The following is a 25,693-nucleotide window of genomic DNA, read 5'->3' on the forward strand; positions in this document are numbered from 1 at the left end:
CCCCCCTGACAGGTATACCCAGATGAAACGTCCCAGTGGCCGAGTGGCTGACCAGCTGCGTTCGATCCGCATCACCCGCAACTACACCAAGCATGCCGAAGGCTCGGTGCTGGTCGAATTCGGGGATACCAAGGTGATCTGCACCGCCAGCGTCGAGTCCGGAGTCCCGCGTTTCCTCAAGGGCCAGGGCCAGGGTTGGTTGACCGCCGAGTACGGCATGCTGCCGCGCGCCACCGGCGAGCGTAACCAGCGCGAGGCCAGCCGTGGCAAGCAGGGTGGTCGCACCCTGGAGATCCAGCGCCTGATCGGCCGTTCGCTGCGCGCGGCGCTGGACATGAGCAAGCTGGGCGAGAACACCATCTACCTGGATTGCGATGTGATCCAGGCCGACGGTGGCACCCGCACCGCCTCCATCACCGGCGCCATGGTGGCCCTGATGGATGCGCTGAAGGTCCTGAAGAAGCGTGGCGCGCTGAAGGGCGAGCCGCTGAAACAGATGGTCGCCGCCGTATCCGTTGGTATCTACCAGGGCGAGCCGGTCCTGGACCTCGATTACCTGGAAGACTCCGCTGCCGAGACCGACCTGAACGTGGTCATGACCGATGCCGGTGGCTTCATCGAGGTACAGGGCACTGCCGAAGGCGCGCCCTTCCAGCCGGAAGAACTGAACGCCATGCTGGCCCTGGCCAAGAAAGGCGTTACCGAGCTGTTCGAGTTGCAGCGCGCGGCGCTGGTCGACTGATCACCCATCCGAGGAAACCCGCATGAATGAGCCAACCCAAGTTCCACAGCCAAACCAGGAAGTTAGGCAATGGGCGATGTTCTGCCATTTCGCCGCTTTCCTCGGTGTGGTGCTGCCCTTCGGCAACCTGCTGGGCCCGCTGATCCTCTGGCAGGTGAAGAAGGATGTCGATCCCTTCATCGACCAGCAGGGCAAGGAAGCGCTGAACTTCCAGATCACCGTCACCCTCGCCGGCCTGGTGTGCATGCTGCTGATGCTGGTGCTGATCGGTTTCGTGCTGCTGCCCCTGGTGGGCCTGGTAGCGCTGGTGCTGACCATCATCGGCGGTATCAAGGCCAACGAAGGCCAGGCCTATCGCTATCCCTTCACCTGGCGTCCGGTGAAGTAGGAACGCGAGAAACGAAAAAGCCGGCATCAGCCGGCTTTTTTACGGGTGCGACTTCTCAGATGCTCAGCAGCCAGTCGTAGTCGACGATCAGCGGCGCGTGCTGGGAGAAGCGCGGCTGACGCGGCAGGCGAGCGCTGCGCACGGAGCGACGCATGCCCGGCGTGAGGATGTGGTAGTCGAAACGCCAGCCGAGGTTGAGCATGTCGGCCTGTTCACTGTCGGGCCACCAGCTGTACTGGTCGCCCTCGCGGCTGACTTCGCGCAGCGCGTCCACGTAACCCATGGTGCCGAACACTTCGTCCATCCAGGCGCGCTCGGGCGCGAGGAAACCGGGCAGCTGCTGGCAGTCGCGCCAGTTCTTCACGTCCAGCTTCTGATGGGCGAGGTAAAGCGAACCACAATAGATGTACTCGCGGCGCTTGCGGCGCTGCTTGTTCAGATAGTGGGTGAAATCGTCCATGAACTTGAACTTGTGGTTCAGGTTCTCATCGCCGCCCTGGCCCGAAGGCAGCAGCAGGGTAGCGATACTCACTTTGTCGAAATCCGCCTGCAGGTAGCGCCCATAACGATCACAGGTCTCGAAACCGAGACCCCAGATCACTGCCTTGGGTTGCAAACGCGAATAAAGCGCCACGCCGCCTTGGCTTGGCACTTCAGCATCGCTGGCATAGAGGAAATAGCCGTCCAGTTGGAAGGCTGGGTCGTCCAGATCAAAGGCAGAGGCACGGGTGTCTTGCAGGCAGATCACGTCGGCATTCTGTGCTTGCAACCAACTGAGGAGTCCTCGTTCGGCTGCGGCATGAATACCATTCACGTTCACACTGATGATCCGCATAAATGGCCCCCAAAAACTCGTGCGTGTATGATACCCGAGCTCTTTCTATTTAGCTAAATCCGTGCCGTCCGGGGCTTTTACATGCAGGCGTATCAACGCGATTTCATTCGCTTCGCCATCGAACGCGGTGTGCTGCGTTTCGGTGAGTTCACTCTCAAATCCGGGCGTACCAGCCCTTATTTCTTCAATGCCGGCCTGTTCAACAGCGGGCTCGCGCTGTCCCAGCTGGGCCGTTTCTATGCGGCGGCGGTAGTCGACAGCGGCATTCCCTTCGATGTGCTCTTCGGGCCCGCCTACAAAGGCATCCCGCTGGCTGCGGCCACGGCCGTGGCGCTGGCCGAACATCACGCGATCGATATCCCCTGGTGCTTCAACCGCAAGGAAGCCAAGGACCATGGCGAGGGCGGCACCCTGGTGGGCGCGCCGCTGGCCGGCCGTGTGCTGATCATCGACGACGTGATCACCGCCGGTACCGCCATCCGTGAAGTCATGCAGATCATCCAGGGCCAGCAGGCCCAGGCCGCCGGCGTGCTCATCGCGCTGAACCGCCAGGAGCGCGGCAAGGGCGAGCTGTCGGCGATCCAGGAAGTCGAGCGCGACTTCGGCATGCCGGTGGTGAGCATCGTTTCCCTGGAACAGGTGCTGGAATATCTCGCAGGTGATGCTGAACTGAAGAAGTACTTGCCGGCAGTGGAAAGCTACCGCGCGAACTACGGAATCTGATTCGCCAACAACGACAGGGTGTCTTCATGCCGAAATCGGGTGCAGTCCGTTTTGCCTTGCTCATGGGTGTGCTGATGCCTGCTCTGGCGCAAGCCGAGCTCTATCGCTACACCAATGACAAGGGCGTGATTGTGCTCGATCGCCTCGGCGTGCCCTCGCAGTACATCGACAAGGGCTATGAAGTCCTCAACGACCAGGGCCGGGTGACCAAGACGGTGCCGCCGGCACCCACCCTGGAAGAGCGCAAGCGCATGCAGGAGGAGAAGGCCCGTGCCGGCTCCGATGCCCAGTTGCTGCGCCTGTACACCAGCGTCGAAGATGTCGACCGCGCCCTGCAGCGCAAGCTGGCGGAGCTCGACGGGGTGATCAGCGTCGCCCGTGGCAACCAGCAGTCCCTGCGTACCCAGCAGGCCAACCTGCAGGCCCAGGCCGCCGACAACGAGCGTGCCGGCCGCCAGGTTCCCGACCAGCTGGTGGCGCAGATCAGCGACCTGCGTGCCGAGCAGCAGCGCCTGGAGCAGGACATCGCCCGCTACCAGCAGGATCGCAAGAAAGCCCAGGCCGGCTTTGCCGCCGACCGCGCCCGCCTGGCCCAGCTGCTGCAGCGCTGAGCCTCATTCCTCGGCGGCGTGCCGCTCGAATGCCCTGACCTTCTCCCGCAGCCAGTCCGGCAGCCGCTTGCTGCTGCGGCTCGTGCCATCCGCGTGGACGTAAACGATCTCGCCGGCCGTCAGCGCCGCTTCGCCGTGCCAGATGCCGATATTGAAGGTGAGGCTCGAGCCGCCCAGCCGCCCTACCCTTACGCCGATGGACAGCTCGTCGTCGAAGCGTGCCGGGGCCAGGTATTCCAGCAGCGTGCGCACGGCGAAGAAGTCGCCACCGTCTTGCGCCAGGTCCTCCGGGTAGCGCACGCCCAGGGCGCGGAAGTATTCGGTGATGCCGACGTCGGCGTAGGTCAGGTAGTGGCCGTTGAAGACGATGCCTTGCGGGTCCACTTCGGCCCAGCGCACGCGCAGCGGCATGAAGAAGGTGAAGTCGTTCGGGGAGGGGGTTGCGGCCATCTCGTGCTCCTTGCAGTGAGCGGTCAGCTTCTGCGCAAGGAGGCGGGCCGGCAAGAGCGGGATGGCTGGATCGCGGATGTGAATAAGCCGGATCGCTCCGGCTTATTCGGGTACCGCCTGGGCCTGCTGAAGGCTCAGTGACGCTTGCGGTTGCTGATCAGGGTGCCGACGCCGCTGTCGGTGAAGATCTCCAGCAGCACCGCGTTGGGCACGCGGCCATCGATGATGTGCGCGCTGGTCACGCCACCCTGCACCGCTTCGAGGGCGCAGCGGATCTTCGGCAGCATGCCACCGTAGATGGTGCCGTCGGCGATCAGCTCGTTGACCTGTTCGGTGGAGAGCCCGGTGAGCACCTGGCCCTGCTTGTCCATCAGGCCGGCGATGTTGGTCAACAGCATCAGCTTCTCGGCTTTCAGCGCTTCCGCCACCTTGCCGGCCACCAGGTCGGCGTTGATGTTGTAGGACTCGCCCTCCGGGCCAACGCCGATGGGGGCGATGACCGGGATGAAGTTGCCCTTCACCAGCATGTTCAACAGCTCGATGTTGACCCCGGTGACCTCGCCCACATGGCCGATGTCGATGATTTCCGGCTGGGTCATCTCCGGCGTCTTGCGGCTGACGGTTAGCTTCTTGGCGCGGATCAGCTCCGCGTCCTTGCCGGTCAGGCCGATGGCGCTGCCGCCGTGGCGGTTGATCAGGTTGACGATGTCCTTGTTCACCTGGCCGCCGAGGACCATTTCCACCACGTCCATGGTTTGCGCGTCGGTGACGCGCATGCCGTCGATGAAGTGGCTCTCGATGGACAGGCGCTTGAGCAGATCGCCGATCTGCGGCCCGCCGCCATGCACGACCACCGGGTTGATGCCCACGGCCTTCATCAGGACCATGTCGCGGGCGAAGCCGGCTTTCAGCTCGTCGCTTTCCATGGCGTTGCCGCCGTACTTGACGACCAGGGTCTTGCCGACGAAGCGGCGGATATAGGGCAGTGCTTCGGACAGGACCTGGGCGACTTGGGATGCGGCGTCACGGCTGAGGGTCATGCAGGGCTCCACGGGCGGATCAGAACGGCAGGTTGAGGTCGGGGGCTACGGTGTAGAGCTGGGCGCGGAACACTTCCTTGATGCGCTCGAGCTCATCCTCGGTATCCGCTTCGAAGCGCAGTACCAGCACCGGTGTGGTGTTGGAGGCGCGCACCAGGCCCCAGCCCTTGGGATAGTCGACGCGCACGCCGTCCAGGGTGGTGAGGTTGGCGTCGCCCCAGGTGCCGTCGCGCTGCAGGCGCTCGATCAGGCGGAACTTGTTCTCGTCGGTAACGGTGATGTTGATCTCCGGCGTCGAGATGTCGCTGGGGAAGGCGGAGAACACGTGCTCGGCGTCGCGCTTGTCCTGGCTGAGGATCTCCAGCAGGCGGGCGGCACTGTAGATACCGTCGTCGAAGCCGAACCAGCGCTCCTTGAAGAAGATGTGGCCGCTCATCTCGCCAGCCAGCAGTGCGCCGGTTTCCTTCATCTTCTTCTTGATCAGCGAATGGCCGGTCTTCCACATCACCGGGCGGCCGCCGTAGCCACTGATCAGGGCGGTCAGGCGACGGGTGCATTTGACGTCGAAGATGATGTCGGCGCCGGGATTGCGCGAAACCACGTCCTTGGCGAAGAGCATCAGCAGGCGGTCGGGGTAGATGATGGTGCCCTGGTTGGTCACCACGCCGACACGGTCGCCGTCGCCGTCGAAGGCCAGGCCCAGGTCGGCCTTCTCTTCCTTCACCTTGGCGATCAGGTCGACCAGGTTCTCGGGCTTGCCCGGGTCCGGGTGGTGGTTGGGGAAGGTGCCGTCCACGTCGCAATAGAGCGGGATGACGGTGCAGCCCAGGGCTTCGATCAGCTGCGGGGCGATCACGCCGGCCACGCCGTTGCCGCAGTCCACTACCACCTTCATGGGCTTGGCCATGGCGATGTCGTCGCGGATCTGCTTGAAGTAGCGGTCGAGTATCTCGACCTGCTCGACACTGCCGACGCCGCTGGCCAGGTCGTTTTCCTTGATGCGGGTGTGCAGCGCGGTGATCTGCTCGTTGGCCAGGGTCTCGCCGGCGACGACGATCTTGAAGCCGTTGTAGTCCGGCGGGTTGTGGCTGCCGGTGAGCATCACGCCGGATTTGCCGGCCAGCACGTTGGCGGCGTAGTAGAGCACCGGGGTCGGCACCATGCCGACGTCGGTGACCTGGCAGCCGCAGTCCAGCAGGCCCTGGATCAGTGCCTGCACCAGTTCGGGGCCGGACAGGCGGCCGTCACGGCCGACCGATACGGCCGGCTCGCCGCGGGCGAGGCTTTCGGAGCCAATGGCACGGCCTACCCAGTAGGCGGTTTCGGCGGTCAGGGTGTCGCCGACCACGCCACGGATGTCGTAGGCGCGGAAGATGCTGGCGGGCAGGTTGGGTGCGGCTTGCGGGGTGCTCATGACGGGGGCTTGCTCCAATCCCAGGAGGTCCTGGTCTTCGTCGAGGATGTCGATATCGAGGATGTCGGTATCTTGGAAAAGCGGATCGGCCAACACGGGTGGCTCGATCATCTTGGCCGGGGCGGGGGTAACCGCCGAGCCGGGTTGCCGATCGCCGTTAGCGCTGCCCGCCGCCGGCTCCGGCTTGCGCCGTGACTGTCGGGCGAGCGACTGGGCCAGGGCGTCAAGCGCCGACAGGCGCAGACTGAAGGCTTTGACGCTTTTGCCGCTGGAGAGTTCTTGCACCAGTTGGTTGAGCTGGATCACGTCCGCGTGCAGCTTGCGATTGAAGCCGCCACGCAGCAGATACAGGCCAATCAGGGCGCCGGCCAGGGCCAGGAGCGCAGCCATTGCCAGCAGGATGGGGGACATGCCCGAATCGCTCAGTTGCGGGCCAGGGGTGAACGACAGTTTCCAGTTGGGGTTGCCGGTGTTCAGGGCGATGGGCGCGCCTTCGGCCTGGGCACCCCGCAGGGTCAGGGTCTGGGCCGGGGCGTTGCCGAACTGCTGGGTGAACTGCAGCTGGCCGACACCTTCGGGCAGCGGTGCGAGGGCGCCGAGCAGGCGGTCGAGGTCGACCACCAGCAGCAGGGTGCCCTGGATCGGCGAGCTGTCGGTCAGGCGCAGCGGTGCGGCGCTGTAGACCAGCCAGCGCTGGCCGACCCGGTAGGCTTCCGGCGCAGGCTTCTGGCCGGCTTCGACACGGCGCAGCATGTCCAGGGCGGCGAAGTTCATCGGTGCCGCGCGCTGGCTGTTCTGCTGGGCCTGGCCGGGCAGGTTGAGGTGGGCGTCGACTACGGCGTTCCAGTAGCCGAGGCCGCGCTCGGCCGCCTGCACCTGGGCGGTGTCGGCGCTGTTGAGCGCTTCCGCTAGCGCCGGGTTGCGGGCGGCGGCGGCGGTGTCGGCGACCAGTTGCGCCAGGGCCTGGCGCAATGCGCTGGCCTGGCTTTCACCCCAGGCCTGGCTGAGCTGGTTGCGTTGGGTCTGCTGGGCACCGTTGATCAGTGCGGCCCAGAGCAGCACGCCGGCGGCGGCTACGCCCAGTGCCGCGGCGATGGCGCCGGGCAACAGGTCGCCCAGGCCCTTGTCACGGGCCGGTTTGTTCTTTTCGGCAGGGCTGGCCAGGATCTCGGTGTCGGCATCCTTGGCGCTGCGCTTGAAGAGTTTCACTGAAGGTCTCCCCCGCGGATCATCCTGAAGTCGTTCCGGATCAGTGGCTGCCGGAGTGCCCGAAGCCGCCCGCGCCGCGCTGGCTCTCGTCGAACTGGTCGACCAGCTCGAAGTGCGCCTGCACGACTGGCACCAAGACTAGCTGAGCGATGCGCTCGCCGATGGCGATGGTGAAGGCGCTCTGGCCACGGTTCCAGCAGGAGACCATCAGCTCGCCCTGGTAGTCGGAGTCGATCAGGCCGACCAGGTTGCCCAGCACGATGCCGTGCTTGTGGCCCAGGCCCGAGCGCGGAAGGATCAGCGCGGCGAGGCCCGGGTCGGCGATGTAGATGGACAGGCCAGTGGGGATCAGCACGGTCTGGCCCGGTTCCAGGGTCAGGTCTTCCTTGAGCATGGCGCGCAGGTCGAGGCCGGCGGAGCCCGGCGTGGCGTACTGGGGCAGCGGGAAGTCGCGGCCGATGCGGGGGTCGAGGATCTTGGCTTGCAATGAGTGCATGGGGTCTCAGGCCTGGTTGAGGCGATCGGCGATGAAGGCGATCAGCTGGCGGGCGATCTTGCCCTTGCTGGTCTGGGCGAAGCTGTTCTGGTGCAGCGCGCGATCGATGATGGTGATCGCGTTTTCCTCGCTGTTGAAGCCGATGCTGGGGTTGGCCACATCGTTGGCGACGATCAGGTCGAGGTTCTTGTCCTTGAGCTTGCGCGAGGCGTACTCGAGCAGGTTCTCGGTCTCGGCGGCGAAGCCGACGCTGAAGGGGCGATCGGCGCGCCCGGCGAGGGTCGCGAGGATATCCGGGTTGCGCACCAGTTGCAGCAGCAGGCCTTCGCCGCTGGTGGGGTCCTTCTTCATTTTGTGCGCCGCCACCACTTCCGGGCGGTAGTCGGCCACGGCGGCTGCGGCGATCAGCAGGTCGCAGGGCATCGCCGCTTCGCAGGCCGCGAGCATGTCGCGGGCACTGACCACATCGATGCGGTTGACCCGGTCCGGCGTCGGCAGGTGCACGGGGCCGGTGATCAGGGTGACCTTGGCGCCCGCCTCCACCGCGGCTTCGGCGAGGGCGAAGCCCATCTTCCCGGAGCTGTGGTTGGTGATGTAGCGCACCGGGTCGATGTTTTCCTGGGTCGGGCCGGCGGTGATCAGCACGTGGCGGCCGGTCAGGGCCTTGTGCTGGAACAGGTCGGCGGCCAGCTGGGCGAGCTGGTCGGCTTCGAGCATGCGGCCGAGGCCGACGTCGCCGCAGGCCTGGCTGCCGGATGCCGGCCCGAACAGGTGCAGGCCACGCTTGGCGAGGGCTTCGGCGTTGGCCTGGGTCGCCGGGTCGCGCCACATGGCCTGGTTCATCGCCGGGGCCAGGGCAACCGGTGCGTCGGTGGCCAGCACCAGTGTGGTCAGCAGGTCGTCGGCCACCCCCTGGGTCAGGCGGGCCATGAGGTCGGCGGTGGCAGGGGCGATGAGCACCAGGTCGGCCCAGCGTGCCAGCTCGATATGACCCATGGCCGCTTCGGCAGCGGTGTCGAGCAGGTCGAGGTGCACCGGGTGGCCGGACAGGGCCTGTAGGGTCAGCGGGGTGATGAATTCGCGCCCGCCATGGGTCATCACGACCCGTACTTCCGCGCCCTGGTCGCGCAGGCGGCGAACCAGCTCCGCGCTCTTGTAGGCCGCAATGCCGCCGCCCACGCCCAGTACGATGCGTTTCCGATAGAGCCGCTGCATAGGCCTGCCTTATGGATGTTTAGATTTGCGCTGCGGCGACGACGCCTCCCCAGGCCAATCGCCGCGCAAAAAAGGTGGATTAAGATAGCACAGCGACCGCATGGGAACAGCGGTGCGCTCAACCACGGAGGTGCCATGAGCATTCGTCACTGGCCTGCGGCGGAGCGGCCGCGGGAGAAGCTTCTAGAGCAGGGCGCGGCGGCCCTTACCGACGCCGAACTCCTCGCCATATTCCTGCGTATCGGGGTGGCTGGGCAGAGCGCGGTGGACCTCGCCCGCCATCTGCTCAACGACTTCGGTGGCCTGCGCCTGCTGCTGGAAGCGGACATCGATTCCTTCTGCAGCCGCCCCGGCCTCGGGCCGGCCAAATACGCCCAGTTGCAGGCGGTGCTGGAGATGTCGCGTCGGCACCTGGCCGAAGGGCTGCGCCGCAATTCGGTGTTGGAAAGTCCGCAGACGGTGCGCGATTACCTGAAGGCGCAGCTGCGCCATGAGCCCCATGAGCTGTTCGGTTGCCTGTTCCTCGACTCGAAGCACCGGGTGCTGGCCTTCGAGGTGCTGTTCCATGGCTCCATAGACGGTGCCAGCGTCTATCCGCGCCAGGTGGTCAAGCGGGCCCTGGCGCACAACGCGGCTGCGCTGATCCTCACCCACAACCACCCTTCCGGGGTTGCCGAACCCAGCCAGGCGGACCGCCTGCTGACCCAGCGTCTGCAGGAGGCCCTGGCATTGGTCGAGGTGCGGGTGCTCGACCACTTCGTGGTGGGGGATGGCGAGCCGTTGTCGATGGCCGAGTACGGCTGGCTCTAGCGCGTGTCGTCGACCCGGCGCTGGATGGCGGCCAGCAGGCGCCGGCGGATCAGCCCGCTGGCCGGGCGTATGGCCAGCCAGTAGGGCGTGAACAGCAGGCGGCTGCGGCGGTCCGGGCAATAGACCCGGGTTTCGGTGTGCAGGGTCGTGCGGCCATCCGCGCCGGGGCTGCAGTGAAAACTCAGAACCAGCTTGGCGACGCCGGGCTCGGCGTAGGCGTCGAAGGCGCTGGCGTCGCTGACCGACTGCAGGCCGAAGTCGCTGCGCCAGAAGCGCCCGATGAGCCCATAGGCCAGGGCCCGATCGGCGTCTCGTTCCAGCAGGGTGAATTCGTGCAGGCCAAAGGTCGCGCGGTCCTTGAGGTTGTTGTTAAGCCCGAGCGCGCCGGCCAGGCGTGCCGGCGCTTCACGGATATACAGCAGGGTGCGCACCAGCGGGTCGTCATGCACGGCGAGTTCTCCGACCGCATCCAGTGCCTGGCGTGGCGTTGCCCGCAGTGGCAGCTGGTGCCGCTCGACGAACTGGAACTGCGGCAGGTAGCGCTGGCTCAGCTCCATCAGGGTTTCACGCTGACGTGGGAAAAGTCCTGGCGACCGAAGGGATTGGCCTGGTAGCCCTCGACGCCGGCGCGGGTCAGGGCGAAGGCGGTGGGATGAGCCAGTGGCAGCCACAGGGCCTGTTCCTGGATGACGCGCTGCGCCTTTATATAGAGGGCTGTGCGTTCGGCCTGGTCGGCGAGGCCCTTGCCGTCGCTGATCAGCTTGTCCAGCTCGGTGTCGCAATAGCGTGCGAAGTTGAGCCCCGGCTGCACCGAGGCGCAGGAAAACTGCGGGGTGAGGAAGTTGTCCGGGTCGCCGTTGTCGCCGGCCCAGCCCATGAACAGCAGATCATGCTCGCCGGCCTTGGCGCGGCGGATCAGCTCGCCCCATTCGATCACGCGGATCTCCGCCTGGATGCCCACCTTGCCCAGGTCCGCCTGCAGCAGCTGGGCGCCGAGGCTGGGGTTGGGGTTCAGCAGGCTACCGGAAGGACGGGTCCAGATCGTGGTCTTGAATCCATCCTTGAAGCCGGCCTCGGCCAGCAGCGCGCGGGCCTTCTCCGGCTCATGGGCGTAGCCGGGCAGGTCCTTGGCATAGCTCCAGGTATTGGGCGGATAGGGGCCGTGGGCGGCGCTGGCGCTGCCTTCGAACACGGCCTTGAGGTAGCTCTGCTTGTCGAAGGCCAGGTTGATGGCCTGGCGCACCTTGGCCTGGTCCAGCGGCGGGTGCTGGCTGTTGATGCCGATGAAGGCGGTCATGAAGGCCGGTGTCTGCACCACCTTGAGCGTGGCGTCCTTGCTTGCGGCCTGGACATCCAGCGGCTTGGGCGACAGGGCGATCTGGCATTCACCGCGACGCAGCTTCTGCAGGCGCACATTGGCGTCCGGCGTGATGGCGAAGATCAGGCCGTCCACCGCCGGCTTGCCGGCGAAATAGTCCGGGTTGGCGGTGTAGCGCACCGCGGCGTCCTTCTGGAAACGCTTGAAGACGAAGGGGCCGGTGCCGATCGGCTGGGCGTTGAGCTTCTCCGGTGTGCCGGCCTTCATCAACTGGTCGGCGTATTCGGCCGAATAGATGGAGGCGAAACCCATGCTCAGGGTGGCGAGAAAGGTGGCGTCGGGCTTGTTCAGGGTGAAGCGCACCTGCAGCGGCGCGACCTTGTCGATGGACTTGATCAGTTGCGGCAGCTGCATCGACTGGGCGTGGGGGAAGCCGCTCTGGGCGACCTTGTGCCAGGGGTTGGTCGCATCGAGCATGCGCTGGAAGCTGAACAGCACATCATCGGCATCCAGTTCGCGGCCGGGCTTGAAGTACTCGGTGGCATGGAAGCGTACGCCGGGGCGCAGGGTGAAGGTGTAGGCCAGGCCGTCGGGCGAGACCTCCCAGCTCTGCGCCAGCCCGGGCACCAGTTCGCTGCGCTGGGCATCGAACTCCACCAGGCGGTTCATCAGCACATCGGCGGACGCGTTGGTGGTGGTCAGCGAGTTGTACTGCACCACGTCGAAACCTTCGGGGCTGGCCTCGGTGCACACACTCAGGCTGGCCGCCTGGGCGAACAGCGGGGCGAGCAGCAGGGGAAGGGCGGCGAATCGCATGGGCAGGCTCCATTTGCGGTGGCCCTGGCCGGTGGCGGCGGGCGGAGGCCCTACGCTAGACCATGGCCAGGAGCGGGGCAATGCGCTTCTGGCGACGAGCGGTTATTTTCTGCGCAGCCCGCGTCGCTGCGGTTGCAGGCCCCTCGCGGTTGGGCAATGCTTTCGGCAAAGTGGTGCAGTCCTTGCTGCACTAGGGGGTTTCTGATATAAAGCAGCGCTCTTTTCTAGGGGCCCGGTCTTTCGCAGTCTGTGTGTGGCCGGTAAGACCCTGACGAGACGGGCGCTAAAACGCCCACAAGTGAGAGTTCAAGCGGCCAACCCATGCCGGGTTGGGCATGAGGTTTAGAGGGCTGAGGCATGTCTAGAGTCTGTCAAGTAACCGGTAAGGGTCCGGTTACCGGGAACAACGTTTCCCACGCTAACAACAAAACCCGTCGTCGTTTCCTGCCGAACCTGCAGCACCACCGCTTCTGGGTCGAGTCCGAGAAGCGCTTCGTGCGTCTGCGCGTTTCCGCCAAGGGCATGCGCATCATCGACAAGCGTGGTATCGACGTAGTCCTGTCCGAGCTGCGTGCTCGCGGCGAGAAGGTATAAGGAGCTAATCATGCGTGAACTGATCCGTTTGGTGTCCAGCGCCGGTACCGGCCACTTCTACACCACCGACAAGAACAAGCGCACTACTCCCGACAAGATCGAAATCAAGAAATTCGATCCGGTCGTGCGTAAGCACGTGATCTACAAGGAAGCCAAGATCAAGTAATTGATCCGGCCCTTGTCGAAGAAGCCCGCCTACATGGCGGGCTTTTTCATGCCTGCGATTTACCGCCGGCCTTGGTCGCACCCATAAAAAAGCCCGCTTGCGCGGGCTCAAGGGGATTACGAGCTTCTGGAGGTGAAGCGGTGGATCATTTGCTCTGTTCAAAGATCACGTAGACCTTGCGGCAGGCCTCGAGCACTTCCCAGGTGCCGGAGAAGCCGGCGGGAATGACGAAGCGGTCACCGGCGCGGACGGTCTTGGCGTTGCCGTCGGCGTCACGCAGTACGGAAACGCCCTGGAGGATCTCGCAGTATTCGTGTTCGGTGTAGCTGACGGTCCAGTGGCCGATCGCGCCTTCCCAGATGCCCACGTTGAACTGCCCGCAGGGGCTGCCGTAGTGGTTGCGCACGCTCTGCTCCGGGTCGCCCTTGAGGACTTTCTCGGGGGCGGGCCGGTAGCGTTCGGCGGCGGCTGGGCTGTTGGCGAAGTCGACGATGGATTCGATGTTCATGGCGGTTCCGTTGCAGCTGGCGGGTGGTCCGCGCCCGGCGGACCTGTTTTTTATTCTGCCCGGTTGTCGGCGGCTTCCCGTATGCCCGTGGGAGGGAGGGAAAACGCCAGGGCGATCCGATTCGCAGTCTATGTTTAATAAAACGAACATGACAAGGGCGTTTGCTGGAATTTTGTCAAAAATATTGAAAACCCAGGGCCCTCTGGTTTAGGGTTGCGATCAGGTTCGGCCGCATGCTGGCCTTGCAGAATTCTTGACAGTGCCGGAGCCAGGATCCGGCACTTTTCTACTAATAAGAGGAATGCCCCATGACCACCCTGACTCGTGCCGACTGGGAACAGCGCGCCAAGTCCCTGCAGATCGAAACCCGTGCCTTCGTCCATGGCGAGTACACTAACGCCGTTTCCGGCGCGACCTTCGACTGCATCAGCCCGGTGGATGGGCGCGTGCTGGGTCAGGTTGCCAGCTGTGACCTTGCCGATGCCGAGCTGGCGGTGAAGGACGCACGCGCCGTCTTCGAGTCCGGTGTCTGGTCGCGCCTCGCGCCCACCGCGCGCAAGGAGGTGATGATCCGCTTCGCCGACCTGATCGACGCCCATGGCGAAGAGCTGGCGCTGCTGGAAACCCTGGACATGGGCAAGCCGATCAGCGACTCGCTGAACATCGACGTCTCCAGCGCCTCCCGTGCCATCCGCTGGAGCGGCGAGGCCATCGACAAGATCTACGACGAAGTCGCGGCCACCCCGCACAACGAGCTGGGCCTGGTGACCCGCGAGCCGGTGGGCGTGGTGGCCGCCATCGTGCCCTGGAACTTCCCCCTGCTGATGACCTGCTGGAAGCTCGGCCCGGCGCTGTCCACCGGCAACTCGGTGGTCCTCAAGCCGTCCGAGAAGTCGCCGCTGACCGCTATCCGCATCGCCCAGCTGGCCATCGAGGCCGGCATTCCCGCTGGCGTGTTCAACGTGCTGCCGGGCTTCGGCCACACCGTGGGCAAGGCCCTGGCTCTGCACATGGACGTCGACACCCTGGTGTTCACCGGCTCCACCAAGATCGCCAAGCAACTGATGATCTATGCCGGCGAATCCAACATGAAGCGCGTCTGGCTGGAAGCCGGCGGCAAGAGCCCGAACATCGTCTTCGCCGACGCGCCTGACCTGCAGGCCGCTGCCGAGGCTGCCGCCGGCGCCATCGCCTTCAACCAGGGCGAGGTCTGCACCGCTGGTTCGCGCCTGCTGGTGGAGCGTTCGATCAAGGACAAATTCGTGCCCATGGTGGTCGCGGCGATCAAGACCTGGAAGCCGGGCAACCCGCTGGATCCGGAAACCAACGTCGGTGCGCTGGTCGACACCACCCAGATGAACAACGTGCTGTCCTACATCCAGGCCGGCCATGACGACGGCGCCAAGCTGGTGGCCGGCGGCAAGCGCGTGATGGAAGAGACCGGCGGCACCTACGTCGAGCCGACCATCTTCGACGGCGTGGATAACGCCATGCGCATCGCCAAGGAAGAGATCTTCGGCCCGGTGCTTTCGGTCATCGCCTTCGACGACGTGGCGGATGCCATCGCCATCGCCAACGACACCGTCTACGGCCTGGCCGCTGCGGTCTGGACCAGCAACCTGTCCAAGGCCCACCTGACCGCCAAGGCGCTGCGCGCCGGCAGCGTCTGGGTCAACCAGTACGACGGTGGCGACATGACCGCGCCCTTCGGCGGCTTCAAGCAGTCGGGCAACGGCCGCGATAAGTCGCTGCACGCGTTCGACAAGTACACCGAGCTGAAATCCACCTGGATCAAGCTCTGAAAAAGGGCGGCATGACCGCCTGACAAGGTCCGCCTTCCTTCGGGAGGCCGGCTCCCCTGGAGCCACACCTGCGGCCGGGTTTCCTTCACAGGAGCCCGGCCGCTTTTGCTTTTCTGCCTGCCAGAATCCCCCGGGATGCTGGCCTATGGAATGGAGGACACCGCCATGCGTTGGGGGACCTACTTCGCCGTCTGCGGCGCAGTGATCAGCATTGGGCTCGCGCTGGGCGTGACCATGCCCCTGGTCTCGTTGCGCCTGGAAAGCTGGGGCTATGACGCCTTCGCCATCGGCGTGATGGCCGGCACCCCGGCGGTGGGCGTGCTGCTCGGCGCTTCCCTGGCAGGGCGCCTCGCCGCGCGCTTCGGCACCACTCCCCTGATGCAGCTGTGCCTGCTGGTCAGCGCCGTCTCGGTGGCGATGCTGGCGCTGGTGCAGAGCTACCCCATCTGGCTGGCCCTGCGCCTGTTCATCGGCGTGGCGCTGACGGTGGTGTTCATCCTCGGCGAGAGCTGGATCAACCAGTTGGCCGTGGAAAAATGGCGCGGGCGCCTGGTGGCGTTGTATGGCACCGGCTACGCCCTGAGCCAGCTGTCCGGGCCGCTGCTGCTCAGCGTGCTGGGTACCGGCAACGACCTCGGCTTCTGGACAGGCACCGGCCTGCTGGTAGGCGGCTCGCTGTTGCTGCTGGGGCGCACCGGCGCGCCCAGCGTGGACGCCCACAGCGCCTCGGGGCGCGGCCTGCTGACCTTCTGCGCACGGTTGCCGACCATCGCCTGGGCGGTGGTGCTGTTCGCCGCCTTCGAGGCGATGATGCTGACCCTGCTGCCCATCTACGGCCTGCGCCAGGGCTTCAACCAGGAAGTGGCGTTGCTGATGGCCAGCGTGGTGGTGGTCGGCGATGCTGCCTTGCAGTTGCCCATCGGCCTGCTGGCGGACCACATGTCGCGGCGCACGCTGTTCCGCGGCTGCGGGCTGGCCCTGCTGCTGTCCAGCCTGAGTATTCCCCTGTTCCTGCACACGCCGCTGATCTGGCCGATCTGGGTGATATTCGGTGCCAGCGCGGGCGGGCTCTTCACCCTGGCGCTGATCCTTATCGGCGAGCGCTACCGGGATGACGAGCTGGTCCGCGCCAACGCCCATGTCGCCCAGCTCTGGGGCATCGGCTGCCTGATCGGCCCGCTGGTCACCGGTGCCGCCAGCCAGTGGATCAGCGGCCATGCACTGCCGTTGATGATGGCCATCGGTGCAGCCGGCTTCGTCTGGCTGGCCTGGACCCGCGAGCTGTTCGACGACGAGGGTCGCGAGCCGGCCGTGACCGGCAACCCCTGATTCAGAGCATCCGCTCCAGGCCCACGCGCTCGGCGAACCAGGCATTGAAATGCCGCCACAGGCTGCCCGGCTCCTGCCGCAGCACCTGCTGGCGGCCGCCCTCCTCCGTCACCCATTCCATACCGCCGTCCGGCCGCAGGCGCACCTGGTAGCTGCGCCCGGGGCTCATGCCCTCCAGGGCCAGGCGGCGCAGGTGTGCGCTCAGTTCCAGGCTGTCGATCAGCACGCCGACCTCGGTGTTCCACAGCACCGAGCGCGGGTCGAAGTTGAAGGAGCCGATGAAGGCGTGGCGCTGGTCGAGGATCATCGCCTTGCTGTGCAGGCTGGAGTTGGAGGAGCCGCTGAAGCTGTACTCGCCGCTGCCGGCGCCATCTCCGGCCTGGCGACGCAGCTCGAACAAGCGGACGCCATGCTCCAGCAGCCGCTGGCGATAGGGTGCGTAGCCGCCATGCACGGCGGGCACGTCGGTGGCCTCCAGGGCGTTGGTCAGCAGGCGGATGTCGACGCCGGCGTCGGCCTTGCCGACCAGGTAGTCCATGCCCTCCCGGGCGGGCACGAAGTAGGCCGAGATCAGCACCAGGTCCTGCTTCACCCCGGCCAGCACCGGTTGCAACTGGTTGGCCAGGAGCAGGTGCGGATCGGGCGTGCCGCTGGCCAGCACCTTGCTCGGCGCGTCCCACAGGGCGCTGGCCGGTGCCCAGATCAGTTCGCGCAGCCAGAGGTCGATGCGCGGGTCATCGCGGTAGGTGTGCAGCCGCTCGTACAGGGTCTTCTGCTGCACCCGCGCTTCGGCCAGGTAGCCCCGCAGGCGCTGGCGCGCCTCGTCCAGCTCCTGGCGCTGCGGCTGGCGCCAGAGGAACTGCTGGATGGGCTTGCTCAGCGCGCTGTTCCAGTACTGGTCGAAGCTCTGCCCCAGCTGCTCCGCCACCGGGCCGATGGCCAGCAGGTCGATGTCGGTGAAGTGGAGGCTGGGCTCGGCGTCGAAGTATTCGTCCCCCAGGTTGCGCCCGCCGACTATGGCCGCCGCGTTGTCGGCCAGCCACAGCTTGTTGTGCATGCGCCGGTGCTGCTGGCCCAGGTCCAGCGCCCGGCCGAGGGTCCGCGTGACGCCGGTGACGCGGCCGAGGTGCAGGGGGTTGAACAGCCGCACCTGGATATTCGGGTGCGCGGTCAGCAGCGCGATGCTGGCGTCGCGACCGTCGCTGCTGGTGTCGTCGAGCAGCAGGCGCACACGCACGCCACGGTCGGCGGCGCGTAGCAGTTCGTCGAACAGGGCGCGGGTGGAGAGGCCGTCATGGACGATGTAGTACTGCAGGTCGAGGCTGCTGCGGGCCGAGCGGATCAGCTCGGCGCGGGCGCTGTACGCCTCGTTGCTGGCGGGCAGCAGGCGGAAGCCGGAGTGCCCCGGGTGTTCTGCAGCCAGTGCCTGCAGGCGCCGGCCGAAGGGTGACTCGGCAGCGGCGATCGCCTGGCTGGGCGGTGCCGGGGGCGGGCTGGCGCAGCCGGCGAGTGCGGCCAGCAGGCAGATGAATAGTAGGGGGATGCGCACGTCGGCCTCCGACTCGCCGGGTCCTTGAGCTCAGACGCCAGCGCAGCCGGAAGATTCAGGCAGCCCGCGCCTGGCGCGGGCCGAGGGTCATTTCGCCAGGCTGTTGCCGACGCTTTCCTTGATCCGATACCAGAGCATGCCGAGGGCCAGCAAGGGCGAACGCAGCAGCTTGCCGCCGGGGAAGGTGATGTGCGGCACCTTGGCGAACACGTCGAAACCGTTGCTCTGCTCGCCGCTGATGGCCTCGGCCAGCAGCTTGCCCGCCAGGTGGGTGGCGTTGACCCCGTGGCCCGAGTAGGCCTGGGCGAAGTAGACGTTGGGTTGGTCCGGCAGGCGGCCGATCTGCGGCAGGCGGTTGGCACCGATACCGATCATCCCGCCCCACTGGTAGTCGATGCGCACATCGGCCAGTTGGGGGAAGACGTCCAGCATCTTCGGCCGCATATAGGCGGCGATGTCCGCGGGGTCGCGGCCGGAATAGTGGCAGGCGCCGCCGAACAGCAGGCGGTTGTCGGCGGAGAGGCGGTAGTAGTCCAGGGCCACGCGCTGGTCGCATACCGCCATGTTCTGCGGCAGCAACTGCCGGGTGAGCGCCTCGGGCAATTGCTCGGTGGCGATCACGTAGCTGCCCGCCGGCAGCACCTTGCCGCCGAGTGTGGGGTTGAGGTCGTTGAGGTAGGCGTTGCAGCCGAGCACCAGGGTCTTCGCGCGGACCTGGCCCTGGGCGGTATGCACCTTCACTTCCGGGCCGTAATCGATGCGCAGTACCGCCGAGTGCTCGAAGATGCGCACGCCCAGCGAGCTGGCGGCGGCGGCTTCGCCCAGGGCCAGGTTGAGCGGGTGCAGGTGGCCGGAACCCATGTCGATCAGGCCGCCGGCGTAGCGATCGGAGCCCACCACGCTGCGCATCTCGCCCGGTTGCAGCAGGCGCATTTCGTGGCGGTAGCCAAGGCTCTTCAGGTCTTCCAGGTCTTCGGCGAAGCCGGCGAGGTCACGGGCGGTATTGGCCAGGTCGCAATAGCCCCAGGTCAGGTCGCAGTCGATGGCGAACTCTTCCACCCGCTGGCGAACCAGCTCCACCGCCTCCAGGCCCATCAGCTTGAGGGCGCGGACGCCGTCCTTGCCCACCACCGATTCGAAGTGCTCGACATCGTGGCCGACGCCGCGGATCAGCTGGCCGCCGTTGCGCCCGCTGGCGCCCCAGCCGACCTTGTGCGCTTCCAGCAGCACCACCGAGAAGCCGCGCTTGGCCAGTTCGATGGCCGTGTTCAACCCGGAGAAGCCACCACCGACGACGCAGACGTCGGCCACCTCCTCGCCCGCCAGGGGCGGATGTTCGATACGACGGTTGGCGGTCGCGGCGTAATAGGAGGGGGCGTGCTGGTCGCTGTGGACCGGATGGCGAACGCGGGCGTTCATGTGCGGAATCCTGATTATTATGTTTGGAAAATTTGACGGAGGATAAGCACGAAGCACGCCAACCGCCAAGGGGCGCCCAGGAAAAATCCCTGTGCCTCGCAGGCAACTATCGGCAAGGGGCGTCGGCGCTCCCGGGTTCATTCGGGAATGGGCAGGTTGAGGGATTCCTTGACCTCTTCCATCACGATGTAGGACTTCGACTCGCGCACGTGCGGCAGCTTCAACAGGATGTCGCCGAGCAGCTTGCGGTAGGAGGCCATTTCGTTGATCCGCGCCTTCACCAGGTAGTCGAAATCGCCGGAAACCAGGTGGCATTCGAGTACATGGGGCAGCTTCAGCACGGCGCGGCGGAAGTCCTCGAACGTATCGCCGGACTTGTAGTCCAGGCTGATCTCGACGAACACCAGCAGGCTCGCCTTGAGGTGCTGCGGGTTCAGCCGGGCGTTGTAGCCCATGATGATCCCCTCGCGCTCCAGGCGACGTACGCGTTCGGTGCAGGGGGTGGTGGACAGGCCTACCCGTTCGCCCAGCTCGGTGAAGGAGATACGTCCGTCTTCCTGGAGAATTCGTAAAATATTCCGGTCTATCTTGTCTAACTCACGACGCGATTGATGCTGGGTACGCATGGTGGATGCCCCTCCGCAAAAGCCGTATTGGCCAAGAATTATCGCCAAATATAGCTGGCTATATAGTGAATATCACTGGGGCGCTCTTCATATACTGCGCGGCATCTACGCTCAAAATAACAAACGCAGCGGTTACCCCGTTTGCGCTGGAGGCAGACATGCGAGTGATGGTGCTGGGCAGCGGTGTGATCGGTACGGCGAGTGCCTACTATCTGGCCCGGGAAGGCTTCGAAGTCGTGGTGGTCGATCGGCAGAGCGCCGTCGCCATGGAAACCTCCTTCGCCAACGCCGGCCAGGTCTCCCCTGGCTATGCCTCGCCCTGGGCCGCTCCCGGCGTGCCGCTGAAGGCCATCAAGTGGCTGCTGCAGAAGCACGCGCCCCTGGCCATCAAGGCCACTGGCGACATCGGCCAGTACCTGTGGATGGCGCAGATGCTGCGCAACTGCACCGCTTCGCGCTATGCCGTGAACAAGGAGCGCATGGTGCGCCTGTCCGAGTACAGCCGCGATTGCCTCGACGAACTCCGTGCCGAAACCGGCATCGCCTATGAAGGCCGCCAGCTCGGCACCACCCAACTGTTCCGCACCCAGGCCCAGCTCGACGCCGCCGCCAAGGACATCGCCGTGCTGGAAAGCTCCGGCGTGCCCTATGAAGTGCTCGACCGCGCCGGCATCGCCCGTGCCGAACCGGCCCTGGCCAAGGTCACCGACAAGCTGGCCGGCGCCCTGCGCCTGCCCAACGACCAGACCGGCGACTGCCAGATGTTCACCACCCGCCTCGCCGAGATGGCCCGTGGTCTGGGCGTGGAATTCCGCTTCGGCCAGGACATCCAGCGCCTGGACTTCGCCGGTGATCGCATCAACGGCGTGTGGATCGACGGCAAGCTGGAGACCGCCGACCGCTACGTGCTGGCCCTCGGCAGCTACAGCCCGCAGCTGCTCAAGCCGCTGGGCATCAAGGCGCCGGTGTACCCGCTCAAGGGCTACTCCCTCACCGTGCCCATCACCAACCCGGACATGGCGCCCGCCTCGACCATCCTCGACGAGACCTACAAGGTCGCCATCACCCGCTTCGACGACCGCATCCGCGTGGGCGGCATGGCCGAGATCGCCGGTTTCGACCTGTCGCTGAACCCGCGTCGCCGCGAAACCCTGGAAATGATCACCGCCGACCTCTACCCCCAGGGCGGCGACCTGGCCCGCGCCGAGTTCTGGACCGGCCTGCGCCCGGCGACCCCGGACGGCACGCCGATCGTGGGCGCGACCCCGTTCCGCAACCTGTTCCTGAATACCGGACACGGTACCCTTGGCTGGACCATGGCCTGCGGTTCCGGCCGCCTGCTCGCCGACCTGATGGCGCGCAAGCGTCCGCAGATCAGCGCCGAAGGCCTGGACATCTTCCGTTATGGCAACACCAAGGAGAGCCAGAAACATGTCACTACAGCGCCTGCGCACTGAAGCCCGCTACAGCGAAATCGTCATCCACAACGGCACCGTCTACCTGGCGGGCCAGCTGGATGAAGCGCTGAACCCGGGCATCGAGCGCCAGACCCGCGAAACCCTGGATGCCGTCGACCGCATGCTCGCCGAGGCCGGTACCGACAAGAGCCGCATCCTCTCGGTGACCATCTACCTGAAGGACATCGACGCGGACTACGCCGGCATGAACGCCGTGTGGGACGCCTGGGTCGCCAAGGGCGCCGCCCCGGCCCGTGCCTGCGTCGAGGCGAAGATGTACTCGCCCGAGGTGCTGGTGGAAATGACCGTGGTCGCCGCCCTGCCCTGAACCCTTGCTCTGCCCGGCGTCCGCGCCGGGTTTTTCATATAACCAGAAGAAGCCTTTGCCATGCGTCCCGCCCGTGCCCTGATCGACCTCGAAGCGCTGCGCCACAACTACCGTCTCGCCCGCGAAGCCACCGGTGCCAAAGCACTGGCCGTGGTCAAGGCGGATGCCTACGGGCATGGCGCGGTGCGTTGCGCCCAGGCGTTGCAGGCGGAAGCCGACGGTTTCGCCGTGGCCTGCATAGAGGAAGCACTGGAGCTGCGCGATGCCGGCATCGTCGGCCCCATCCTGCTGTTGGAAGGTTTTTTCGAGGCCGATGAGCTGTCGCTGATCGAGCGCTACGACCTCTGGTGCGTGGTGCATTCCACCTGGCAACTCGAGGCCATCGAACGCGCCAGCCTGAGCCGCCCGCTGACGGTGTGGCTGAAGATGGACTCGGGCATGCACCGCGTGGGCCTGCACCCGGCGGAATACCGTGACGGTTACCAGCGCCTGATGGCCAGCGGCAAGGTCGGCAAGATCGTGCTCATGAGCCACTTCGCCCGTGCCGACGAACTGGACAGCGACAGCGCCGCCGAGCAGGTGGCGGTCTTCGAGCAGGCCCGTGCCGGCCTCGCCGCCGAGATCAGCCTGCGCAACTCGCCCGCCGTGCTCGGCTGGCCGCAGGTGCCGAGCGACTGGGTGCGCCCCGGCATCATGCTCTACGGCGCAACGCCCTTCGAGCAGGCCCATGAGCTGGCCTCGCGCCTGAAACCGGTGATGACCCTGGAGTCCAAGGTCATCAGCGTGCGCGAACTGCCCGCCGGCCAGCCGGTCGGCTACGGCGCGCGCTTCATCACCGAGCGCCCGACCCGCGTCGGCGTGGTCGCCATGGGTTATGCCGACGGCTATCCCCGCCATGCGCCCACCGGCACCCCGGTGGCCATCGACGGGCAGCTGTCGCGGCTGATCGGCCGGGTGTCCATGGACATGCTCACCGTCGACCTCACCGACCTTCCCCAGGCCGGGCTCGGCAGCCGGGTCGAGTTCTGGGGCAGCCAGGTCCTGGCCAGCGATGTCGCCATCCAGGCCGGCACCATTCCCTACCAGATCTTCTGCAACCTGCGCCGGGTGCCGTTGATCTACCGCTGAAGCGGCTCTTAAAGAGCCATCTACGCAGCTGATGATGGTTCAAATAATTGATTTTCCTCGGGGTTTTCCGGGGTGGTGAAAGTTTGCGCAGGATTTACGGCCGAAGTGTTGTAAATACTGAACGCTGGCCGCATCATACGGCCACCGTGACCACCCCCCTCAACAAGAATCCCAAGGAGGATCCCACCATTGGACGTCGGTGTTCGACTGCAATCCATCCGCAAGCTCAAAGGCCTCTCCCAGCGTGAACTCGCCAAACGTGCAGGCGTAACAAACAGCACGATTTCCATGATCGAAAAGAACAGCGTCAGCCCCTCCATCAGTTCGCTGAAGAAGGTGCTCGGGGGCATCCCCATGTCGTTGGTGGAGTTCTTTTCCCTCGATCTGGAACAGGACAGCCAGACCCAGGTGGTCTACCGGGCTTCCGAACTTACCGATATCTGCAGTGGTGCGATCACCATGAAGCTGGTGGGCAAGGCCCATCCGAGCCGCGCGATCGCCTTCCTCGACGAAACCTACCCGCCGGGCACCAACACCGGTGACGAGATGTACGCCCATGAGGGCGAAGAGGCCGGGATGCTGGTAGAGGGCCGTCTCGAGCTCACCGTCGGCAACGAGCTGTTCATCCTCGAGCCGGGCGACAGCTACTACTTCGAAAGCAGCAAGCCGCACCGTTTCAGCAATCCCTTCGATGTTCCGGCCCGTTTGATCAGCGCGACCACACCGGCCAACTTCTAGTCCGTTCCAGCCTCCGGCGCGTGGCTTCGTGAGCCACTGCGCGGTCTTCACCCGAGCCGGTCATCGGACCGGCGCCGGCATGCTAGGTTTGCGCACGCGTCGCCGCAAAGGCGGCGTGCTCATCCACTCAAGGCCGTGCCCAGCGCAACGGCGCATGACAAGGAAGGTCCCGTGGCTGCCTCGAACAAATGGTTGATGTCCTCGCTCGCCTATTACCTGGACTTCTTCACCGCTCCGCTCTTCATCCTCATCGCCCTGTTCGTCGGCCCGATCCTGCCCTGGCAACTGTTGGCCGGCCTGTTGCTGTGGTCGCTCGTCGAGTACGGGGTGCATCGCTTCCTGTTCCACTCGCTGTATCGCCGTGAACACTGGACCCACCATCTCGACGTGCTGGCGTTCATCGGTATCTCCAGCTGGAAGACCAGCGCGGTCTATGCGCTGCTGCTGCCGTTGTGTGCCTACCTGGGGCTGGCGTCGCTGTTCGCCGGGCTGGTTGCCGGCTACTTTCTCTATATCTCGCTGCACTACGTGATGCACCGCCCCGGGCATCGGTTCTACCGTTTCATCCCCGGGCTGGTGTTCAACCACGACCTGCACCACCAGAAGGGCGTGGAGAAGAACTTCGGGGTTTCCTCGCCGCTCTGGGACCACGTCTTCGGCACCTATGTGCGCGTGGTGGAGAGAGCGAAGGTTTCGGGCTGATCGGCCTCTGGTCGCAAGGCGCTCATGCTTTAGTCGTGCGACAAGTAGGGTTGTTTCAGCATGGCGGGCTAACCGTTATACTGGCGCCCGCCCGCGAAACCGTGGCCGCGGGCGTCACTAGCCAGGATGAGGGTGTAAGGGTGAACCTGATAAATAAGATGCTGGCAGCGCATGTTGCCGTATTGGCCCTTTGGGCTGTTAGCGCCCAGGCCGCGACCGATGACGCCATCGCCGAGCGTATCAAGCCGGTAGGCGAAGTCTGTGTCCAGGGCCAGGAATGCAAGGGTGTGGAAGCTGTAGCAGCCTCCGCAGGCGGCGGCGCCAAGACGCCGGACGACATCATCGCCAAGCACTGTGGCGCTTGCCACACCGCCGGCGTTCTCGGCGCTCCGAAGATCGGCGACACCGCCGCCTGGAAAGAGCGTGCCGACCACCAGGGCGGCCTCGACGGCATCCTGGCCAAGGCCATCACCGGTATCAACGCAATGCCGCCGAAAGGCACCTGCGCCGACTGCACCGATGATGAGCTGAAAGCGACCATCAAGAAGATGTCCGGCCTGTAACAGGGACCCGGCATCAACGAAAAAGCCGCCCTCGGGCGGCTTTTTCGTGTCTGGCTGCTGCGGCTTATTGTCGCAGCGCCGGGCACTCAATCGATAAAGGTCACGGTGCCGTTGGCCAGGGATTGGACCCGCGCCAGGGACTCGACCCGGTAGCCTTCGCTTTCCAGCAGGGTGCGGCCTTCCTGGAACGACTTCTCGATGACGATGCCCATGCCGGCGATGCTCGCGCCTGCCTGGCCGATCAGGTCGATCAGCGCCTTGGCGGCGTGGCCGTTGGCGAGGAAGTCATCGATCACCAGCACGTGGTCGGATGCCGTCAGGTGCTTGGCGGAGATGGCGATGGTGCTCTCGGTCTGCTTGGTGAAGGAGAACACCTTGGAGATCAGCAGGTCGTTCTTCAGCGTCAGCGACTGGAACTTGCGGGCGAAGATCACCGGGATGCCCAGCTCAAGGCCGGCCATCACCGCCGGGGCGATGCCCGAGGCTTCGATGGTGACGATCTTGGTGATGCCCTGGCCACGGAAGCGTTCGGCGAATTCATGGCCGATGTGCTTCATGAGCTGCGGGTCGATCTGGTGGTTGAGGAAGGCGTCTACCTTCAGCACCTGGTCGGAAAGCACGATGCCTTCGGAGAGGATCTTTTCTTTGAGAATGTTCACGGGAGGGGCTTCCTGCGAAGCTGCTGTCGCTGATGAAGCGCGGCATTCTACCTCGGCG

28 protein-coding genes are annotated in these 25,693 nt (G+C 65.4%); 15 read left to right on the forward strand and 13 right to left on the reverse strand.

The annotated features are described in order from the left end of the window. Window positions 1-22 precede the first annotated feature (22 nt). Window positions 23-742, forward strand: a complete 720-nt coding sequence (rph, locus tag OEJ36_RS02945; RefSeq protein WP_021218917.1) for a ribonuclease PH — start codon at window positions 23-25, stop codon at window positions 740-742. A 22-nt stretch (window positions 743-764) separates the two neighbouring features. Then, on the forward strand, window positions 765-1,130 hold the full coding sequence (locus OEJ36_RS02950) for a DUF4870 domain-containing protein (protein WP_031287525.1): 366 nt from the start codon (window positions 765-767) through the stop codon (window positions 1,128-1,130). Window positions 1,131-1,185: 55 nt separating this feature from the next. Here OEJ36_RS02950 and OEJ36_RS02955 read toward each other — a convergent pair whose 3' ends face one another. Then, window positions 1,186-1,965: an exodeoxyribonuclease III gene (locus OEJ36_RS02955; RefSeq protein WP_031287526.1), complete on the reverse strand. Its 780-nt coding sequence runs from the start codon at window positions 1,963-1,965 to the stop codon at window positions 1,186-1,188. 81 nt (window positions 1,966-2,046) lie between these two features. On the opposite strand from OEJ36_RS02955, the gene pyrE reads away from it, so the two are divergent. Together pyrE and OEJ36_RS02965 are read left to right on the forward strand one after the other, a co-directional pair. Next, complete coding sequence (gene pyrE / locus OEJ36_RS02960; protein WP_021218920.1) at window positions 2,047-2,688, forward strand: orotate phosphoribosyltransferase; 642 nt, start codon at window positions 2,047-2,049, stop codon at window positions 2,686-2,688. Window positions 2,689-2,714: 26 nt separating this feature from the next. After that, complete coding sequence (locus OEJ36_RS02965) at window positions 2,715-3,299, forward strand: DUF4124 domain-containing protein (protein WP_263400323.1); 585 nt, start codon at window positions 2,715-2,717, stop codon at window positions 3,297-3,299. A 3-nt stretch (window positions 3,300-3,302) separates the two neighbouring features. Here OEJ36_RS02965 and OEJ36_RS02970 read toward each other — a convergent pair whose 3' ends face one another. The 5 genes from OEJ36_RS02970 to coaBC form a co-directional block, all read right to left on the reverse strand. Next, window positions 3,303-3,749, reverse strand: a complete 447-nt coding sequence (locus OEJ36_RS02970; protein WP_263400324.1) for an acyl-CoA thioesterase — start codon at window positions 3,747-3,749, stop codon at window positions 3,303-3,305. A 134-nt stretch (window positions 3,750-3,883) separates the two neighbouring features. Beyond that, a complete protein-coding gene (gene argB / locus OEJ36_RS02975) occupies window positions 3,884-4,789 on the reverse strand; it encodes an acetylglutamate kinase (RefSeq protein WP_021218923.1) in 906 nt (301 codons plus the stop codon). A 19-nt stretch (window positions 4,790-4,808) separates the two neighbouring features. Beyond that, the gene (gene algC, locus OEJ36_RS02980; protein ID WP_263400438.1) at window positions 4,809-6,203 is read right to left on the reverse strand and encodes a phosphomannomutase/phosphoglucomutase; all 1,395 of its coding nucleotides are present in this window, start codon (window positions 6,201-6,203) and stop codon (window positions 4,809-4,811) included. A 1,249-nt stretch (window positions 6,204-7,452) separates the two neighbouring features. Beyond that, a complete protein-coding gene (gene dut, locus OEJ36_RS02985) occupies window positions 7,453-7,908 on the reverse strand; it encodes a dUTP diphosphatase (protein WP_111262961.1) in 456 nt (151 codons plus the stop codon). A gap of 6 nt (window positions 7,909-7,914) precedes the next feature. Further along, window positions 7,915-9,123, reverse strand: a complete 1,209-nt coding sequence (coaBC, locus tag OEJ36_RS02990; RefSeq protein WP_021218926.1) for a bifunctional phosphopantothenoylcysteine decarboxylase/phosphopantothenate--cysteine ligase CoaBC — start codon at window positions 9,121-9,123, stop codon at window positions 7,915-7,917. A 135-nt stretch (window positions 9,124-9,258) separates the two neighbouring features. On the opposite strand from coaBC, the gene radC reads away from it, so the two are divergent. Continuing rightward, on the forward strand, window positions 9,259-9,933 hold the full coding sequence (gene radC / locus OEJ36_RS02995; RefSeq protein WP_263400325.1) for a RadC family protein: 675 nt from the start codon (window positions 9,259-9,261) through the stop codon (window positions 9,931-9,933). Here radC and OEJ36_RS03000 read toward each other — a convergent pair. After that, a complete protein-coding gene (locus tag OEJ36_RS03000; protein WP_263400326.1) occupies window positions 9,930-10,490 on the reverse strand; it encodes a DUF2867 domain-containing protein in 561 nt (186 codons plus the stop codon). The genes radC and OEJ36_RS03000 overlap by 4 nt on opposite strands. Further along, the gene (locus OEJ36_RS03005; protein WP_263400327.1) at window positions 10,490-12,067 is read right to left on the reverse strand and encodes an ABC transporter substrate-binding protein; all 1,578 of its coding nucleotides are present in this window, start codon (window positions 12,065-12,067) and stop codon (window positions 10,490-10,492) included. Before OEJ36_RS03005 ends, OEJ36_RS03000 begins: the two co-directional genes overlap by 1 nt. Before the next feature lie 357 nt (window positions 12,068-12,424). Here OEJ36_RS03005 and rpmB point away from each other — a divergent pair, with 357 nt between their 5' ends. Further along, on the forward strand, window positions 12,425-12,661 hold the full coding sequence (gene rpmB / locus OEJ36_RS03010; RefSeq protein WP_021702024.1) for a 50S ribosomal protein L28: 237 nt from the start codon (window positions 12,425-12,427) through the stop codon (window positions 12,659-12,661). Window positions 12,662-12,671: 10 nt separating this feature from the next. After that, on the forward strand, window positions 12,672-12,827 hold the full coding sequence (gene rpmG, locus OEJ36_RS03015; RefSeq protein ID WP_003457707.1) for a 50S ribosomal protein L33: 156 nt from the start codon (window positions 12,672-12,674) through the stop codon (window positions 12,825-12,827). A 145-nt stretch (window positions 12,828-12,972) separates the two neighbouring features. On the opposite strand, the gene OEJ36_RS03020 is transcribed toward rpmG, so the two are convergent. Further along, a complete protein-coding gene (locus OEJ36_RS03020) occupies window positions 12,973-13,335 on the reverse strand; it encodes a cupin domain-containing protein (RefSeq protein ID WP_263400328.1) in 363 nt (120 codons plus the stop codon). 308 nt (window positions 13,336-13,643) lie between these two features. Between OEJ36_RS03020 and OEJ36_RS03025 the strand changes: the two genes are divergently transcribed. Beyond that, entirely contained in the window at window positions 13,644-15,137 is a 1,494-nt protein-coding gene (locus OEJ36_RS03025) for an aldehyde dehydrogenase (protein WP_263400329.1), read from the forward strand. Between the two features lie 165 nt (window positions 15,138-15,302). Next, on the forward strand, window positions 15,303-16,466 hold the full coding sequence (locus OEJ36_RS03030) for an MFS transporter (RefSeq protein ID WP_263400330.1): 1,164 nt from the start codon (window positions 15,303-15,305) through the stop codon (window positions 16,464-16,466). Window position 16,467: 1 nt separating this feature from the next. On the opposite strand, the gene OEJ36_RS03035 is transcribed toward OEJ36_RS03030, so the two are convergent. The 3 genes from OEJ36_RS03035 to OEJ36_RS03045 all read right to left on the reverse strand — a co-directional run bounded on the left by OEJ36_RS03035 (window position 16,468) and on the right by OEJ36_RS03045 (window position 20,060). Then, complete coding sequence (locus OEJ36_RS03035; RefSeq protein ID WP_263400331.1) at window positions 16,468-18,015, reverse strand: phospholipase D family protein; 1,548 nt, start codon at window positions 18,013-18,015, stop codon at window positions 16,468-16,470. Window positions 18,016-18,102: 87 nt separating this feature from the next. Continuing rightward, window positions 18,103-19,434, reverse strand: coding sequence for an NAD(P)/FAD-dependent oxidoreductase (locus OEJ36_RS03040; RefSeq protein WP_263400332.1), 1,332 nt, complete (start codon window positions 19,432-19,434; stop codon window positions 18,103-18,105). A 137-nt stretch (window positions 19,435-19,571) separates the two neighbouring features. Further along, entirely contained in the window at window positions 19,572-20,060 is a 489-nt protein-coding gene (locus OEJ36_RS03045) for an Lrp/AsnC ligand binding domain-containing protein (protein ID WP_031287530.1), read from the reverse strand. 158 nt (window positions 20,061-20,218) lie between these two features. Here OEJ36_RS03045 and dadA point away from each other — a divergent pair, with 158 nt between their 5' ends. The 6 genes from dadA (at window position 20,219) to OEJ36_RS03075 (ending at window position 24,976) form a co-directional block, all read left to right on the forward strand. Further along, complete coding sequence (gene dadA / locus OEJ36_RS03050; protein ID WP_263400333.1) at window positions 20,219-21,517, forward strand: D-amino acid dehydrogenase; 1,299 nt, start codon at window positions 20,219-20,221, stop codon at window positions 21,515-21,517. After that, entirely contained in the window at window positions 21,492-21,845 is a 354-nt protein-coding gene (locus tag OEJ36_RS03055) for a RidA family protein (RefSeq protein ID WP_184488262.1), read from the forward strand. Before dadA ends, OEJ36_RS03055 begins: the two co-directional genes overlap by 26 nt. A 60-nt stretch (window positions 21,846-21,905) precedes the next feature. Then, window positions 21,906-22,973, forward strand: coding sequence for an alanine racemase (gene alr, locus OEJ36_RS03060; protein WP_263400334.1), 1,068 nt, complete (start codon window positions 21,906-21,908; stop codon window positions 22,971-22,973). Window positions 22,974-23,162: 189 nt separating this feature from the next. Next, window positions 23,163-23,711 (forward strand): cupin domain-containing protein, encoded by a 549-nt coding sequence (locus tag OEJ36_RS03065; RefSeq protein WP_263400335.1) that lies wholly within the window; start codon window positions 23,163-23,165, stop codon window positions 23,709-23,711. A 171-nt stretch (window positions 23,712-23,882) separates the two neighbouring features. Next, window positions 23,883-24,413, forward strand: a complete 531-nt coding sequence (locus tag OEJ36_RS03070) for a sterol desaturase family protein (protein ID WP_263400336.1) — start codon at window positions 23,883-23,885, stop codon at window positions 24,411-24,413. Between the two features lie 140 nt (window positions 24,414-24,553). Then, window positions 24,554-24,976 carry a c-type cytochrome gene (locus tag OEJ36_RS03075; protein ID WP_263400337.1) on the forward strand — a complete coding sequence of 141 codons (423 nt, stop codon included), beginning with the start codon at window positions 24,554-24,556 and terminating at the stop codon, window positions 24,974-24,976. Window positions 24,977-25,062: 86 nt separating this feature from the next. Here OEJ36_RS03075 and OEJ36_RS03080 read toward each other — a convergent pair whose 3' ends face one another. Then, window positions 25,063-25,635, reverse strand: coding sequence for a xanthine phosphoribosyltransferase (locus OEJ36_RS03080; RefSeq protein WP_021218946.1), 573 nt, complete (start codon window positions 25,633-25,635; stop codon window positions 25,063-25,065). Window positions 25,636-25,693: the final 58 nt, after the last annotated feature.

The organism is Pseudomonas sp. PDM13 (assembly GCF_025685765.1).
GTDB lineage: Bacteria > Pseudomonadota > Gammaproteobacteria > Pseudomonadales > Pseudomonadaceae > Metapseudomonas > Metapseudomonas solani.

Bases quoted from the DNA above. Each gene is read 5' to 3' on its own strand.
- radC (WP_263400325.1), top strand. From the start codon at position 9,259: ATGAGCATTCGTCACTGGCCTGCGGCGGAGCGGCCGCGGGAGAAGCTT.
- dut (WP_111262961.1), bottom strand. From the start codon at position 7,908: ATGCACTCATTGCAAGCCAAGATCCTCGACCCCCGCATCGGCCGCGAC.
- rpmG (WP_003457707.1), top strand. From the start codon at position 12,672: ATGCGTGAACTGATCCGTTTGGTGTCCAGCGCCGGTACCGGCCACTTC.
- OEJ36_RS02955 (WP_031287526.1), bottom strand. From the start codon at position 1,965: ATGCGGATCATCAGTGTGAACGTGAATGGTATTCATGCCGCAGCCGAA.
- OEJ36_RS03020 (WP_263400328.1), bottom strand. From the start codon at position 13,335: ATGAACATCGAATCCATCGTCGACTTCGCCAACAGCCCAGCCGCCGCC.
- algC (WP_263400438.1), bottom strand. From the start codon at position 6,203: ATGAGCACCCCGCAAGCCGCACCCAACCTGCCCGCCAGCATCTTCCGC.
- OEJ36_RS02970 (WP_263400324.1), bottom strand. From the start codon at position 3,749: ATGGCCGCAACCCCCTCCCCGAACGACTTCACCTTCTTCATGCCGCTG.
- pyrE (WP_021218920.1), top strand. From the start codon at position 2,047: ATGCAGGCGTATCAACGCGATTTCATTCGCTTCGCCATCGAACGCGGT.
- OEJ36_RS03055 (WP_184488262.1), top strand. From the start codon at position 21,492: ATGTCACTACAGCGCCTGCGCACTGAAGCCCGCTACAGCGAAATCGTC.
- OEJ36_RS03005 (WP_263400327.1), bottom strand. From the start codon at position 12,067: ATGCGATTCGCCGCCCTTCCCCTGCTGCTCGCCCCGCTGTTCGCCCAG.
- OEJ36_RS03025 (WP_263400329.1), top strand. From the start codon at position 13,644: ATGACCACCCTGACTCGTGCCGACTGGGAACAGCGCGCCAAGTCCCTG.
- OEJ36_RS03030 (WP_263400330.1), top strand. From the start codon at position 15,303: ATGCGTTGGGGGACCTACTTCGCCGTCTGCGGCGCAGTGATCAGCATT.
- OEJ36_RS03045 (WP_031287530.1), bottom strand. From the start codon at position 20,060: ATGCGTACCCAGCATCAATCGCGTCGTGAGTTAGACAAGATAGACCGG.
- dadA (WP_263400333.1), top strand. From the start codon at position 20,219: ATGCGAGTGATGGTGCTGGGCAGCGGTGTGATCGGTACGGCGAGTGCC.
- OEJ36_RS03000 (WP_263400326.1), bottom strand. From the start codon at position 10,490: ATGGAGCTGAGCCAGCGCTACCTGCCGCAGTTCCAGTTCGTCGAGCGG.
- alr (WP_263400334.1), top strand. From the start codon at position 21,906: ATGCGTCCCGCCCGTGCCCTGATCGACCTCGAAGCGCTGCGCCACAAC.
- rpmB (WP_021702024.1), top strand. From the start codon at position 12,425: ATGTCTAGAGTCTGTCAAGTAACCGGTAAGGGTCCGGTTACCGGGAAC.
- rph (WP_021218917.1), top strand. From the start codon at position 23: ATGAAACGTCCCAGTGGCCGAGTGGCTGACCAGCTGCGTTCGATCCGC.
- coaBC (WP_021218926.1), bottom strand. From the start codon at position 9,123: ATGCAGCGGCTCTATCGGAAACGCATCGTACTGGGCGTGGGCGGCGGC.
- OEJ36_RS02950 (WP_031287525.1), top strand. From the start codon at position 765: ATGAATGAGCCAACCCAAGTTCCACAGCCAAACCAGGAAGTTAGGCAA.
- argB (WP_021218923.1), bottom strand. From the start codon at position 4,789: ATGACCCTCAGCCGTGACGCCGCATCCCAAGTCGCCCAGGTCCTGTCC.
- OEJ36_RS03040 (WP_263400332.1), bottom strand. From the start codon at position 19,434: ATGAACGCCCGCGTTCGCCATCCGGTCCACAGCGACCAGCACGCCCCC.
- OEJ36_RS02965 (WP_263400323.1), top strand. From the start codon at position 2,715: ATGCCGAAATCGGGTGCAGTCCGTTTTGCCTTGCTCATGGGTGTGCTG.